The sequence below is a fragment of the Nocardia sp. NBC_00565 genome (assembly GCF_036345915.1).
Classification (GTDB): Bacteria; Actinomycetota; Actinomycetes; order Mycobacteriales; family Mycobacteriaceae; genus Nocardia.
Window position 1 is genome coordinate 1,529,642 of the sequence record NZ_CP107785.1, and the last position, 12,545, is coordinate 1,542,186.

The following is a 12,545-nucleotide window of genomic DNA, read 5'->3' on the forward strand; positions in this document are numbered from 1 at the left end:
CCCGGGCCCCCTTCCGATTTCGATCGGGAGGGGGTTCGTTGTATTTCGGCTGCGAGCAGTCCGAGTGGCCGCGTCAGCGTAGGGCGTCGATGCGGCCATGTCGGCGGGCTCGGGCGAGTCCGCGTCGGGCCATTAGACCGTTGGCCAGTAAGAGGAGTGTCTTGTTCGGGGGAGCGAGGAAACCGGATTCGGTGTGTGGGGCAAAGATCGCTGTGCTGTCGGTGATTTCGATCCAGCCGGTGTGCTGGCGGCATTGCAGACCGACGAGGTGTGGGCGATAGCTGTGCGCGAGTATGCCTGCGCGGCGGCCGCCTTGGGCGACCCCGGGCGGGACCGTGAGGTGGACCCCCGCTGAGCTCGAGTCGACGACCTGCACGGGGACGACGGCCGGATAGCCGTCGGACTGACGGTAGGCGAGCAGATGGTGCGGCAGATTCGCGGCGCGGATGGCGGCTTTGTCGCAATCTATGCGGGGGCCGGTGCCTTTCGCGGGCGGTTTCTGGGAATCCGCGGCGTCGGGCAGCGGTGCGCCGAATACCTCGGGCGGGCCGGTCGCATCCAGATCGGGCCAGGCGATGATTCGGGTGACCGCGACCGTCACCAGCACTCGGTCGGTGTAGTACGCGCTGAGCCAGCGATCCCAGAATCGGCCGCGCCGCGGTGGTCCCAGGTACGGCGTCGACTGTTCGCCGATCCGATCGAGGGTTTCCTGATCGGGCGCGGCGTCGAAGGTCGCCGTGCCCTGCACCAGCACGAAGCGTTGATTGCCCGGATCGCCGAGACCGTGCTCACGGGCGTGGTAGGCGAGCGCGACCTTCGGCTCCCGTTTGATCCGTTCCAGCTTGCGGCCGAAGCCGAGCGAGGTCGTGAACCCGACCGTCCCCGCCTCCCGATCCCGCAACCCGATCGGCGATACCGCGGTCACCACCGCACCACCGGCCGGGGTGAGGTAAGCCAAACCGGCCGTGAGGTCACCACGCAAGACATCATCGACTTCGTCCGGCCAGGTAACTGCCATGGGGGCAGATTAGTCGCCTCGAATAGGCATCATGGTCCTTATGCCCGACTGGCCCGAGGTTGATTCCCCCGCATCTCCCGCCGGTCGGGCCGATCGGCGGTTTATCCGATTCCGATCTCCTGGGTCCGTGCGGAGTCCCACTTGCCCGGAAAGATCATCTACGACGATCCGCATCAGATCGTCGTTCACCCGGAAACGTCGTCAGGCCCACGTCGCTGATTCGGGGTTGATGCCGTTGGTGCGGGCGTTGGCGTCGATGATGTCGCGGAGCCAGGGGGCCAGACCGGGGGCGATGCCGTCGTAAAAGGCGGCGAATTGTGGATCGGTGGCGTATCTGCGGCCCAGGCAGACGTGCATGGAGTGGGTGCAGTCGAAGAATGTGCCCATCGACTCTCGGTGCCGCTCGGCCAGCGCATTGGCCTGGTCGCTTCCGGGGATCACGCCTGCGTGGTGTGCTGCGGCCAGCTCCGCATTGAGTGCGTCGACGTTGGCGGAGATCTGTTGCCAGTGCTCGGCGGTCCGGCTCGCGGCGCGTTCGGCGTACTGCGCCCACTGGGCGGTGTCGCCCCAGCGGTCGTGTGCTTCTTCGGCCCATGACGGCTGCCAGTGCCGGCCGAAGATCGCCACTTGTTCCTCGGCCGACAGCAGGATGCCGGACTTCCTGGCTTCGATTATGCGGTCCAGTGCGTTGCCCATCTGCTGCAGCTGGGCAATGCGCTCGCGAAGCCGATCACGCTGCTGGCGCAGCGATGCCATCGCATCGGTGGCGGGCGCGTCCAGCAATGTGCCGACGTCGTTGAGTGGTACGCCCAGCTCGCGGTAGACGAGCACTCGATGGATACGGGCGAGGTCCGCATCGGTGTAGAGCCGGTAGCCGGAGTCCGTGCGCTCGGAGGGGCGGACGAGCCCGATCGTGTCCCAGTGATGCAGGGTCCGGATCGTGACGCCCACCAGCGATGCCACGGTACCGACGGTGCGCCCAGCGGCATCGTCGTAGGCACGATTCGTCACACCGTCCAGTCTGACAGCCGGGCCGCGTCCCACGACGACAGACCGATCACTCATTCGGGCGCTCCGATTCCCATGGCCCGCAGCTGCTCGGCCGCTGGACTGTCCGGATTGTACGGTCGCGCCGCCGTCATGATCACCCGGGTGTGCTCCGGCGTGACGATCTCCAATTCCACTGAGTTCCACGGCATCTGGCGCGGCCCCATCGTGCAGCCGGGCACCAACTCCGCACACGCGGCCGCGATCTGCTCGATCTGACTCAGTACGCAGGCGAAGCTCACGCTCAGCGCCGCCGCCTCGGTCGGCCGCTCGCCGGACACCAGCAAGACGTCCTGGAACGCCCACCGGCGCAGGTGCGTGAGCCGGTCCGGGACCGAGAACAGATCGAAGAAACCGAGTCCACGGATCCAGAAGTCCACCGACGCGGCCAAATCGGCCGTCGGCACCGTGACGAACATCGGCATTCCGTAGAGACCGCGGAAAAGCTGCGGAGGCACGGTGTCGAGCGCGGGGACGGGAACCGGACTGATATCGAATGCGGGGTAGGTGTGGGGCATGACGAAATCATCGAGCCTCACGCGACGTCAGGGTCAAGTCGCTCGGTGTCGCCGGGGCGATTCCCCGCCCGAACCGCGGGGAATCGCCTGCGCCGCAATGCATCAGCGACGGAGGAATTCCAGGGTGGCGCGTTCGAAGGCGGCCTTCGCCTCGATCATGACCCAGTGTCCGCTGTTCGGGAACACGTGCAGTTCCGCATTGGGGATCAGGCGCATCGGCACGAGCGCCATATCCGGCGGGCTGACCCGGTCGTCGCGACCCCAGGTAAGCAGCGTCGGACACCGCACCTTGTGCAGCATCGACCAGTATGGCGGCGTATTCGAGTTCGCCAGGAATTTCTGCTGCATGGCCCAGGCCGTCGAGCCGTACATCATCGCGGCGGTCTGCTGGGTGTCCGGATGCTGCGCCGCCGCCCACCGTTCCTCGATCAGTTCGTCGGTGATCACCGCTGGGTCGTAGACCATGGCGCGCAGCCAGCGCAGCAGCTTGTCCCGATCGGGCTTGTCGGCGAATTCCTGCAGCAGCCGAATCCCTTCGCTCGGGCTGGAGCTGAAGATATTCGGCCCGATCCCGCCGATGGTGACCAGTTTGGCGACCCGCTGCGGATGCTGGATCGCCAGATTGGCGGCGACCACACCGCCCATCGAATTGCCGACCATGCCAGCCGATTCGATGCCGAGCGCGTCCATGAACCGCAGCACCGCCGCACCCGCGGTGAGTACGGGATGCCCGTCCACCGGATCGCTCACGCCGAAGCCCGGAAATTCCAGGATGTAGCAGTGGAAGTGTTCGGCGAAGACCGCGAGGTTCCCGCGAAAGTTGCGCCACCCGTTGACGCCGATCCCGGATCCGTGCAACAGCAGCAGCGGCGGCCCGTCGCCCGCCTCGTGATAGCGCAGCACGCCCTGGTCGGTGGCGAGCTCCCGTTTGGTGCCTTCGTAAGTCACGTCCATACCCTCACGTTAGAACACGTTTCAATTTGGACGCGATAGGCGCTTGCCCCGAGTGATATCGCCGCATGGAACCAACCGGGCGGTACATAATGGCGAAACGCTGGCCGATTTGCGGACGTGCGCGACTGGCCGGGGTGAGGATCGATGGATCCCGCTGGTAACTCGGACCCGGCACCGCACGATGAGGACCGAAACATGAGCTTCAGGAAGATCACGCCCCACGGCGTAACCTTCTGCGGCGTCGCAACCATGCTCGCCGCCGCGACCGCCGCCCTGACGGCTACGGCGCCGACCGCGACCGCCGCGGTAACGCGGATGGGGGTGATGCCGGATTCCAACTACGGCTTGGCGACCAACTACGGCACCGACTGTGCCTACACCGCCGAGGCCTACGTCAACAACGCGGTCGATCCGGTTTCCTTCTACGACAACGGCGTATTGCTCGGGGTGGTCCGGCCGTTGGGCGGCATCGCCCTGTTCGCCTGGTTCCCGAAGACGACGGGCCCGCATACGCTCAGCGCCGTACAGGCCCCCGACGTCACGCCGATCGCGACCGTTGACGTCCGAGTCGGCACGGGCGTGCATGCGGGCTTCGCCTGCCTCGTGTTCGGCGGGTGAGGTCAGCGGGCCCCTTCGGCTCCGCGCCGAGCCACCGAATCGATGGCGACCGATACGGCCAGCACTGTTCCGGTGACCATGAAGCGCACCGATGAGTCGACATTCAACAACAGCATGCCGTTCGTAATCGATTGGATGACAAGGATTCCCAGTAGCGCCGCATAGGCTCGGCCGCGTCCGCCGAACAAGCTGGTGCCGCCGATGACCGCCGCCGCGATGGCATTGAGCAGAATGTCGCTGCCGCCCGAACTCTGGTTGACCGCGACCAGCCGGGACGCCGCGAGAATCCCGCCGACCGTCGCGAGCGCGGAACATCCGACGAACGCGGCGATCCGCACCCATGTCACATTGATACCGGCACGCCGCGCCGCCTCGGCATTACCGCCCACGGCGTATACGCGCCGGCCGAAGACAGTGCGCCGCAACACCAGATCGACGGCCGAGACGAGCCCGCCGAAGATCACCAGGGTCAGCGGCACACCGCGATCCGAGTTCAACACCAGCACGCTGCCCGCGAGGAGCAGGGCCAATGCGCCGGAGCGCACCGCGATCCACCCCGGAGCCGACACCGACAACTCGGCACGGACCCGTTGCCGACGGGTGAACAGACTCGCGAGCAGATGCCCACCGGCGAGCAACACCACCAGCAGCCACGCCAGCCACGGCGGCAACCAGGTATCGCTGACCTTCGCGATCCCCCGATCGAACGGCAGATTGACCGTGCCCTCCTTGCCGAGCAGATACAGCATCAGCCCCTGCCAGCCGATCAATCCCGCCAGCGTCACCACGAACGACGGCATGCTCAGCTTCGTCCGCATCACCCCGTGCAGCAGCCCGATCGCCGCGCCGACGGCCAGCGCGGCGAGCACCGCGAATACCGGATTCCAACCGTGGTGCACATACAACTGCGTCATCACCACGGCCGTCAGCCCGCTGACCGATCCGGCCGACAAATCGATCTCACCGAGCAGCAGCACCAGCACGATGCCGAGCGCGATCGTCTCTTCGATCGGCGCTCAGCGGGCACCTGAGCCAGGGGTGGGCCTCGTCAACGCCGACGGCTATCGACTCGATCGATGCATACGACCTGCAGGCCGTTCGACCCGAAACACAAACTCGCCCCGCCGATTGGCGAGCGAGTTTGTCGTTCCTACAGGGGTGTGCGCGCCGATCTAATGGTCCCGGATCAGTACAGGCCGAGTAACTGGCCCATCCAAGTAAGCGCCGCCTCGCGGTCGTCCCGAGCGATGGCCCGAGTCGCATACTTTGGCTTGCTGATCCAGCGCCGCGCACCCGCGCCGGTAACCGGCCGCACTGTCCACCAACCCATCTCATGATTCAGCATGTAGCCCTCACCCGTGTCTTGTGGGTGCAGCCGACGCCGGGGCTGAGGGCGCGTCAACGCTCGCGCTACACCGATCACCCGATCGCGCACAGTGATCGGGCCGTCATAATCCGCGTAACGTCGCCCGTTCGGCAATGCCATGTCGTCCCCTATCCACATTCGTTGGCTGCGACAACCCGTTCCTGGGAGATGGTCTCGATCGGACCGTATGCCCTGCCCTGGATCGTACCGTTCACCTGGGAATACATCCGCCAGAATCCGGGCACACATGGAGCGGTCGCGGCATAGGTCTGCCGCGACCACGGAATGAGGCGGGTCCGTACATGCTGACCAACAAACTCCCACTGACCCGAGGTGTTGCGTCGCTGCAAACTCAGGTAGTAGTCGTGGGTCAGCGCGGGGTCGCCGCCATCAGGAGGCGGATCACACTTGGCCCATCCATCGCTGTGGACCTCGGGTCGTACGATCGTTGGCTTGGAGAAGGTGAACCCGTTATCACAAAGTTGCTTCTTCGCCTCTGTGACCAATGGCCCGCCGGGACTGGCGTTCGCGACGCTGCCGCTTGTGCCGGAGATCAGCAGCGCGCCGAGCGCGGCGACGATGACGGACAGCCGAGAAATGTTGTAATGCAAGAGATTGCCCCCATTCTTTCATGCCTGAGCAGCCGATACCGCTCAGTGCTCTGATGACGCGATCAGTTTGCTTCGGTGTCGACCACGCTGATAGGCGTGATCGTGAGTGCGTCGGCTTTGTCCAGGTCGGCGTCCGAGTCGGAGACCCATCCGTCCTCGTCAACCGGCGTCAGCACGCCTTCTGCGCCCTGAAACATCGGCCGACTATCGGCAGGGGCGCGGTCGAGTTTCTGGCGAGTATCCATATGGAAGTCCACGAGCAGCGCCCGCACCGGCGGAGCGGCATCCGTTCGCGCGGAATGCAATTCGGACATCGGCTACCCGCCGATCCCGGATGACGGGAGATCTGCCATGTTGAGTAGGGCTGTCCAGAAGTCTTCACGTACCGCGTCCCACAAGTCGCCATGCTCGGAAAGCAGCTCTCGGGCGTCGGCGAGATCCGGGTATCCCTCGAACATGATCGTTCCGGGCTGCGCGTTGGGCAGTTTGGTGCGCGATGGCAGGCGGTAGGCGATGAATGCCTCGCCGGTGAGCTGCACGCGCAGTATGCGGGCGGCGCGGTCGACGAACTGCCACACCGCGACCTTCCCTGGTATCGCGGTGGTATACAACGGGTTTCGTTTCATCGCTTCCCCTCCGGCTGCTTCATTGCCCCCGGTGGCGGAGGACATGGCACCCCGCCACCGGGCCGTTCTGTATTTGTCCACTCGTATGCGTGGAGGGCTTCTAGGTAGCGCTGCATCAGTTCGGTCGGCACATCGCAGTGGACCGAGCGCGGCGGTCCGACGAATGCGGATCGTTTTGGCAGTTCTGCGGCGGTCATCGCTCAGCCCTCGCGTCGGGAATAGCGTGCCCGGCGTCGACCAGGGTCCGGTACGCCTGGTACTTGGTGGCGCACAGGTCGGTGCCGCATTCGCAGTGCCGTTGCATTTCGGTGCGCGCCTGCTCCGGAGTGTATGGCGCGGACGGTGCTCGATGCGACGGCTCGGGCTGCCACGAATCGGTTCTCAGGGCGTCTTCGGCGGCAGTGCGATCGAGGATGTCGACGCTCGACACCGGGCTGTCCGGAAGGGCGTCGTCGCGGTCGATCAGATAGGGCAGGCCGTATCGGATGCCGCCCCAGAGGGCGAGTATCGCGGCGGCCGTGACAATCAGGGCAATGGTTCCTACGGGCATAGGCGGCATCCCTCAGCGTGTGTTCCTGTGGTTGGTGGCACCCACCGCCGAGGATGAGGGTCACCCGGCGGCGAGGCCTAGGTGAACTATGACACATCCATCTGTAAGTGTCATAGGACAGTTGTCGAAGCGATAAAAACTCTACGCAGAGCACGCGATGTCTAGAAAATTATCGGATACTCCTGCCGGAACGCCCAATGTTCCGGCGGGTACACCGCTTCGTCGAACTGGAGCGGGCGATCATCAGAGTCGTAGGCCGTCAGCCAGTAGACCAACGCTGGCGCGTGCTCGCGCAGTCCGAGTGCCTGACGTTCCTCCGCGCTCGCATCACGAGCGCATACCTGGTCGCGGGCATATGCCGATCGGATGCCTAGCACATCAGCGAGGTATCGAACGGTCCCACCATGCAGTCGCTCAGCCACCATGAGGCGCGGTGCTGCTTCGGCGAGTGAAGCGGTGAACCACGATGTCGATAGCTCGACGGGTCCGCTATTGCCGTCGATCACCCGCTGGCGCTGAATAACTGCGGAACCCGAGGCAAGACCGAGCGCTGCCGCCACATGCGCGGGCGCATCGATGATGCCTACGAACGGGAACCGGACCGACTCCGAGTCGGAATACATGGTGCCCAGCGCAGCTGCACGTTCGAACCGCTCCCGTGCTCGGGGTGCGGCCTGGGGCGCACGCACGTAGGTGCCGCTTCCGCGGCGCGATTCGACAAGGCCTTGCTGCCGCAGTGCGTCGAGAGCCTTGCTGGCCGTCGGCCGGGCAACATGCCACTCCGCGGCGAGCTCACGTACTGATGGGACCTCGCCACCAGGAGGAAGGTCGCCGCGCACGATCTGATCTCGGAGATACCCGGCGATTTGTAGATACTTCGGCAGTACCTCTTCGATTTCGGGCAACTGTTCCTCCGGGTGTCCTATGTCACTGGACAGAGTACTATCGGCCACGCAATGACCAGCAAAGCTATCGCGATCGCCGCAGGGGGAGGTGGCGACGTCGTTACCGCGTCGGTGCTCGCGGCGAAGCTTCGGCACCGGTTCGACGTCGTGGCCATCATGAGCTATTCCTGGGACCGGCTGATCGTTGATCCGACCCCTGGGCCGCGTGGTCGCGGCGACTTCGACGGTCTGACCGGACATCACGAACTGATCGCTGAGGTGACCGCGTCGGCGCGGCTGCGCGGCCCCGGCTGGTCGACACTGCCTCCGGTCGTACCGTACCTGGGGCGCCCGCTACTGCTCATGGACCCGGCCGGTGGCGCGATCGGACTCGCAGCCCAGTTCCGCGCCGCATCCCAAGTCTTCGGTGTGGATGCGCTGATCCTCGTTGATGTCGGTGGCGACATCCTGGCTGAAGGACACGAGGCCGGCCTGCGCAGTCCGTTGGCCGACTCGCTCACGTTGGCTGCCGCCATACAGTCGCAACTGCCGTTGCACCTGCTCATCGCCGGGGTTGGGCTCGACGGCGAGTTGACGCCGCCTGAGCTGCGCACGCTGCTACGCCGTCAGGGCTCGACGGCGGTCGCCGAACTCGGCGCCGCTGATGTGTCGATGGTCGCCGAGGTGTGGAACTGGCACCCGTCCGAGGCCAACGGCCTTATTTGCGTCGCCGCCCAGGGGTGGCGCGGCAAGGTCGAGACCCAGCGTGATGCGCTCATCGACATCACCGATGACGCCACGATGGTGTACGAGGTCGACGCCTCCGGCGTAGCTGCGCATTCCCTCGCGGCCGACTTGTTCGACACCATCTCACTGGAGCAAGTTGAGCAGCGCATCCGAGACCGCCGGGGCTACAGCGATATCGACACCGAACGTAATCGACTGTCCGCACACCGAGAACAGCGGATATCAACCGTCGACTCGATTGGCGACATCGACCGTTATGCGCACGCCTCGTCACTGCGTGGCGTCAACGCCCTGACGATCCGCCGTGTCATCGAGTTGACCGGCGCGATTGGTGCAGACGCTGGAGACGCGCTACGTGACCGGCTCAGACGCGAGCGGCCTGGCAATATGCGGCCACCCCTATATCTGGTGTGAGCGGTCATCAGGCGATCCTGGCGGGTGGAGAATCCGGGAAAGCATTCGCCCTCGATGCCGCGCCGAGCAACGTCGGCATCTGGGGCATGCCGGTATCGCACGCTCGATATCGCGCGGGATCGACTTTTCGATCGGCGCTCAGCGGTCGCCGATCCGGGTACAGGCCTCGGGGCGATCAGAGCACCCCGATGGCCTTGAGTAATAGCAGGGTCAGGCCGGCCGTACCCGCGAACGCGACGCCGCCGTCGCGGATCACGATGCCCGCGGGCGAGCCGCTGACCTTGGACAGAATTCCGGATATCACCGCGACGACGATGCCGACGAGCACGGCGACGACAACGAACAGGACCTGAACGGTAGTGGACACGCGACGCTCCCTCGGAGTGGATCGTCGCAGTTTAGATAGGGCAGTGGCTATCGCGGAGCAAAGTTGCCGGATACGGTCCGACTAATCCGGTTTGGTGGCCGCCAATCCGTACAGCAACGGCAGGATGGGGTCCGTTGGCGGCAGGCGGAACCAGCCGTTGTCGGTCGGGATCATGTGCGACCAGCGGGGCCATGGCAACATCTCGGTTTCGGTGAGATCGGTGATGTGCAGGCCGGCCCCGATCAACGCATTGATCACCTCGCCGAGGCCGTGGCGCCATTCGTAGACCGTGGTGTCGGTGGTCAGTGCCGGTCCGTCGGTGTAGGTGTGGTCGCTGTCGCGGCGTTGCGCGCCCCGGCCTTCGAGGTAATCATCGTGCAGGACAAGCGAATCGGGATCGACGCCGGCGGGCGGGGTCGGCCCGAGGGAGTGCAGTAGCGGGTGGAATTCGACAATGTAGACCAGACCGCCCGGGCGCAGCAGTTCGGCGAGGATATTCGCCCACCGGGGCAGGTCGGGCAGGTAGCAGAGCGCGCCCTTGCCGGTGTAGACGATGTCGAAGTGCCGGTGCCCCACCGCATTCGGCGCGTCGTAGACATCGGCGCAGACGTATTCGACAGTATCCGAAGCGATTTCGCGGGCGTGTGCTATCGATGCGGGCGAGAAGTCGAGACCGACGGCGGTGGCTCCGCGCTCGGCGAATTCGATTGTCTCGGTGCCGAGATGGCATTGCAGGTGCAGTACGTCGCGGTCGCGCACGTCCCCGAGGATGTCCCACTCGAAAGGGGCGAACCAATACGACGAGTCGCGATCGCGATAGAACCGGCTGGCCGCGTGGATCGGTGCGCGCACGTCCCAGTTGCCCCGGTTCGCCAGTAACGGATCCGGGCCGTCATCGATGTCCACCGCGTCATCGTATTTCGGGCCGGTACGGATTCACAGGAATCCCACGGGTAATTTTGGCACGGTACACGGGTTATCGCGGTTCACTGGAGAGACAGAGTTGTGCTGATCGGCAGCATGGGGCCAGGTCCGGCCCAAGGAGGTCAGGCCGTGCATACAACCGCTTCGATCGCTATCGTCCGTCCCGAGTCGGCGCGGCCCGGGACGATCACGCCCGGTGCGGTGAGCAGGCGCGGACGCCGCTCGCTGAACGCCGACGCGTTCGCCACCTACACCGACCCGGCTGTCGGGCGCACCGCGTTCGTTGTCGCCGACGGCGTCGGCGACAACCTGCTCGCGGCCAGGGCGGCACGGACCGCCGCCTCGGTCGCCGCGCGGACGGGTGCCCAGGCCGGTGCACACGCGGGTGTCGTCGCGGCCCAGCAGGAATTGCTGCGCCAGTTTCCGGAGCAGAGCGCCGACTGTGTGCTCGTCATCGCGGTGCTGCCCGCCGCCGATCAGCCCGACGGGCCGTGTGATATCGCGTGGGTCGGCGACTGTCGCGCCTACCGCTGGAACGGCCGGGTGCTGCATCAGATCACGACCGACCACACCGTCGCGGAATTCATGCGCGCCAAGGGAATTCGTCCCGCCGGCCGGATGGACCACCTGGTCACCACCTCGACGCGCACCGCGGACCCGGCTGCCATCGGGCGCGCCGCCACCGGATCCAGCCGGGGCAGGCTGCTGTTGAGTACCGACGGCGTGCACAAGCGGCTCGATATGGTCGCGATCAAGACCATCCTCGCCAGCGACCAGACCGCTGGGAGTACCGCGGATACGTTGGTGGACACCGCATTGCGGTCCGGCAGCACCGATAACACCACGGCGCTCGTGGTGGACTGCCGGTAGCCTGCTTTCCTGCTACAACTGTCTCGACAGGGTGCCGAGTGGAGTTGGGGTTATGCGGGCGATTCAGATCAGTGAACTGGGTGGACCTGATGTGTTGCGTGCGGTGGAACTCGATGCGCCGGAGCCGGGGCCGGGCGAGGTCGCGATCGATGTCGCCTACGTCGGCGTGAATTTCGCCGACCTGCAGGCGCGTTCGGCGGGATATCGGGTGACGGAGCTGCCGTTCGTGCCTGGACTCGAACTCTCGGGGCGGGTGCGCGCGCTCGGCGCGGGTGTGGATGGGCTCACGGTGGGGCAGTCGGTGGCGGCGATCACCGAGGGCGGCGCCTACGCGGAGGTCGCGGTGGTCGCGGCCGCGACCGTGTTCCCGGTGCCCGATGGTGTCGACTTGCGTACCGCCGCAACACTTCCCACCGTGCTGCCGACCGCCTATGCCCTGGTGAACACCGTCGGCAAGCTGCAGCCGGGGGAGACGGTCCTGGTGCAGGCCGCGGCGGGCGGGGTGGGCACCGTGGTGGGGCAGGTGGCCAAGCTCGCGGGCGCGGGCGCGGTGTACGGCGTGGTCTCCAGCGAGGCCAAGGCCGAGTACGCGCGCAAGCTCGGTTACGACGATGCCTTCCTGGCCGAGACCTTCGCCGCCGATGTTCAGGAGGCGACCGGTGGCCGCGGCGTCGATATCGTGCTCGATCCGGTCGGCGGCCAGACGTTGCGGCGCGGTCTGGAGTGCCTGGCGCTGTTCGGCAGGCTGATCTCCTACGGCAACGCCAGCGGTGAGCCGGGCTGGCAGATCGGCCAGCCCGAGCTCTACCCCAGCGGACTCTCGATCTCCGGTTTCTCGATCCTCGGACTCACCGCGGATGCGCCGAAGGTGTTGCGAGAGATCGCCGGCCGCGCCTTCCGCTTGGTCACGACCGGCCAGGTGGAACTGCCGATCACTGCGGAGTTCCCGCTGGCCGAAGTCGCCGAGGCACACCGGTTGATGGGCAGCCGCACCTCGACCGGCAAACTCGTGCTCGCGGTCAACGGCTGAA

General features: G+C 65.9%; 17 protein-coding genes. 4 read left to right on the plus strand and 13 right to left on the minus strand.

Annotated features, from left to right (window positions below):
* Positions 1-73: 73 nt before the first annotated feature.
* The 4 genes from OG874_RS07385 to OG874_RS07400 all read right to left on the minus strand — a co-directional run bounded on the left by OG874_RS07385 (position 74) and on the right by OG874_RS07400 (position 3,537).
* Positions 74-1,018 (minus strand): pyridoxamine 5'-phosphate oxidase family protein, encoded by a 945-nt coding sequence (locus OG874_RS07385; protein WP_330254365.1) that lies wholly within the window; start codon positions 1,016-1,018, stop codon positions 74-76.
* Positions 1,019-1,219: 201 nt separating this feature from the next.
* Positions 1,220-2,029, minus strand: coding sequence for a MerR family transcriptional regulator (locus OG874_RS07390; RefSeq protein ID WP_330254366.1), 810 nt, complete (start codon positions 2,027-2,029; stop codon positions 1,220-1,222).
* Between the two features lie 50 nt (positions 2,030-2,079).
* On the minus strand, positions 2,080-2,583 hold the full coding sequence (locus OG874_RS07395; RefSeq protein WP_330254367.1) for a VOC family protein: 504 nt from the start codon (positions 2,581-2,583) through the stop codon (positions 2,080-2,082).
* 102 nt (positions 2,584-2,685) lie between these two features.
* Positions 2,686-3,537, minus strand: a complete 852-nt coding sequence (locus OG874_RS07400) for an alpha/beta fold hydrolase (protein WP_330254368.1) — start codon at positions 3,535-3,537, stop codon at positions 2,686-2,688.
* Positions 3,538-3,732: 195 nt separating this feature from the next.
* On the opposite strand from OG874_RS07400, the gene OG874_RS07405 reads away from it, so the two are divergent.
* Positions 3,733-4,155, plus strand: a complete 423-nt coding sequence (locus tag OG874_RS07405) for a hypothetical protein (RefSeq protein ID WP_330254369.1) — start codon at positions 3,733-3,735, stop codon at positions 4,153-4,155.
* 2 nt (positions 4,156-4,157) lie between these two features.
* Here OG874_RS07405 and OG874_RS07410 read toward each other — a convergent pair whose 3' ends face one another.
* The 7 genes from OG874_RS07410 to OG874_RS07440 form a co-directional block, all read right to left on the minus strand.
* Positions 4,158-5,165 carry a sugar ABC transporter permease gene (locus tag OG874_RS07410; protein ID WP_330257212.1) on the minus strand — a complete coding sequence of 336 codons (1,008 nt, stop codon included), beginning with the start codon at positions 5,163-5,165 and terminating at the stop codon, positions 4,158-4,160.
* Positions 5,166-5,341: 176 nt separating this feature from the next.
* Positions 5,342-5,641, minus strand: a complete 300-nt coding sequence (locus OG874_RS07415) for a hypothetical protein (RefSeq protein WP_330254370.1) — start codon at positions 5,639-5,641, stop codon at positions 5,342-5,344.
* A gap of 8 nt (positions 5,642-5,649) precedes the next feature.
* Positions 5,650-6,132, minus strand: a complete 483-nt coding sequence (locus OG874_RS07420; RefSeq protein WP_330254371.1) for a hypothetical protein — start codon at positions 6,130-6,132, stop codon at positions 5,650-5,652.
* A gap of 62 nt (positions 6,133-6,194) precedes the next feature.
* Positions 6,195-6,446, minus strand: coding sequence for a hypothetical protein (locus tag OG874_RS07425; RefSeq protein ID WP_330254372.1), 252 nt, complete (start codon positions 6,444-6,446; stop codon positions 6,195-6,197).
* Positions 6,447-6,449: 3 nt separating this feature from the next.
* Positions 6,450-6,758 carry a hypothetical protein gene (locus tag OG874_RS07430; RefSeq protein WP_330254373.1) on the minus strand — a complete coding sequence of 103 codons (309 nt, stop codon included), beginning with the start codon at positions 6,756-6,758 and terminating at the stop codon, positions 6,450-6,452.
* Between the two features lie 193 nt (positions 6,759-6,951).
* Positions 6,952-7,308: a hypothetical protein gene (locus OG874_RS07435; RefSeq protein ID WP_330254374.1), complete on the minus strand. Its 357-nt coding sequence runs from the start codon at positions 7,306-7,308 to the stop codon at positions 6,952-6,954.
* Between the two features lie 161 nt (positions 7,309-7,469).
* Positions 7,470-8,261 (minus strand): GntR family transcriptional regulator, encoded by a 792-nt coding sequence (locus tag OG874_RS07440; protein WP_330254375.1) that lies wholly within the window; start codon positions 8,259-8,261, stop codon positions 7,470-7,472.
* Between the two features lie 3 nt (positions 8,262-8,264).
* Between OG874_RS07440 and OG874_RS07445 the strand changes: the two genes are divergently transcribed.
* On the plus strand, positions 8,265-9,353 hold the full coding sequence (locus OG874_RS07445) for a DUF1152 domain-containing protein (protein WP_330254376.1): 1,089 nt from the start codon (positions 8,265-8,267) through the stop codon (positions 9,351-9,353).
* Between the two features lie 175 nt (positions 9,354-9,528).
* Here the strand turns inward: OG874_RS07445 and OG874_RS07450 are convergent, their stop codons facing one another.
* Positions 9,529-9,720 (minus strand): hypothetical protein, encoded by a 192-nt coding sequence (locus OG874_RS07450; RefSeq protein ID WP_330254377.1) that lies wholly within the window; start codon positions 9,718-9,720, stop codon positions 9,529-9,531.
* An 81-nt stretch (positions 9,721-9,801) separates the two neighbouring features.
* Complete coding sequence (locus tag OG874_RS07455) at positions 9,802-10,626, minus strand: class I SAM-dependent methyltransferase (RefSeq protein WP_330254378.1); 825 nt, start codon at positions 10,624-10,626, stop codon at positions 9,802-9,804.
* 147 nt (positions 10,627-10,773) lie between these two features.
* Here OG874_RS07455 and OG874_RS07460 point away from each other — a divergent pair, with 147 nt between their 5' ends.
* A complete protein-coding gene (locus OG874_RS07460; protein ID WP_330254379.1) occupies positions 10,774-11,514 on the plus strand; it encodes a PP2C family protein-serine/threonine phosphatase in 741 nt (246 codons plus the stop codon).
* Positions 11,515-11,566: 52 nt separating this feature from the next.
* On the plus strand, positions 11,567-12,544 hold the full coding sequence (locus OG874_RS07465; RefSeq protein WP_330254380.1) for a quinone oxidoreductase family protein: 978 nt from the start codon (positions 11,567-11,569) through the stop codon (positions 12,542-12,544).
* Position 12,545: the final 1 nt, after the last annotated feature.

Bases quoted from the DNA above. Each gene is read 5' to 3' on its own strand.
- OG874_RS07405 (WP_330254369.1), top strand. From the start codon at position 3,733: ATGAGCTTCAGGAAGATCACGCCCCACGGCGTAACCTTCTGCGGCGTC.
- OG874_RS07445 (WP_330254376.1), top strand. From the start codon at position 8,265: ATGACCAGCAAAGCTATCGCGATCGCCGCAGGGGGAGGTGGCGACGTC.
- OG874_RS07385 (WP_330254365.1), bottom strand. From the start codon at position 1,018: ATGGCAGTTACCTGGCCGGACGAAGTCGATGATGTCTTGCGTGGTGAC.
- OG874_RS07415 (WP_330254370.1), bottom strand. From the start codon at position 5,641: ATGGCATTGCCGAACGGGCGACGTTACGCGGATTATGACGGCCCGATC.
- OG874_RS07435 (WP_330254374.1), bottom strand. From the start codon at position 7,308: ATGCCCGTAGGAACCATTGCCCTGATTGTCACGGCCGCCGCGATACTC.
- OG874_RS07395 (WP_330254367.1), bottom strand. From the start codon at position 2,583: ATGCCCCACACCTACCCCGCATTCGATATCAGTCCGGTTCCCGTCCCC.
- OG874_RS07465 (WP_330254380.1), top strand. From the start codon at position 11,567: ATGCGGGCGATTCAGATCAGTGAACTGGGTGGACCTGATGTGTTGCGT.
- OG874_RS07425 (WP_330254372.1), bottom strand. From the start codon at position 6,446: ATGTCCGAATTGCATTCCGCGCGAACGGATGCCGCTCCGCCGGTGCGG.
- OG874_RS07400 (WP_330254368.1), bottom strand. From the start codon at position 3,537: ATGGACGTGACTTACGAAGGCACCAAACGGGAGCTCGCCACCGACCAG.
- OG874_RS07430 (WP_330254373.1), bottom strand. From the start codon at position 6,758: ATGAAACGAAACCCGTTGTATACCACCGCGATACCAGGGAAGGTCGCG.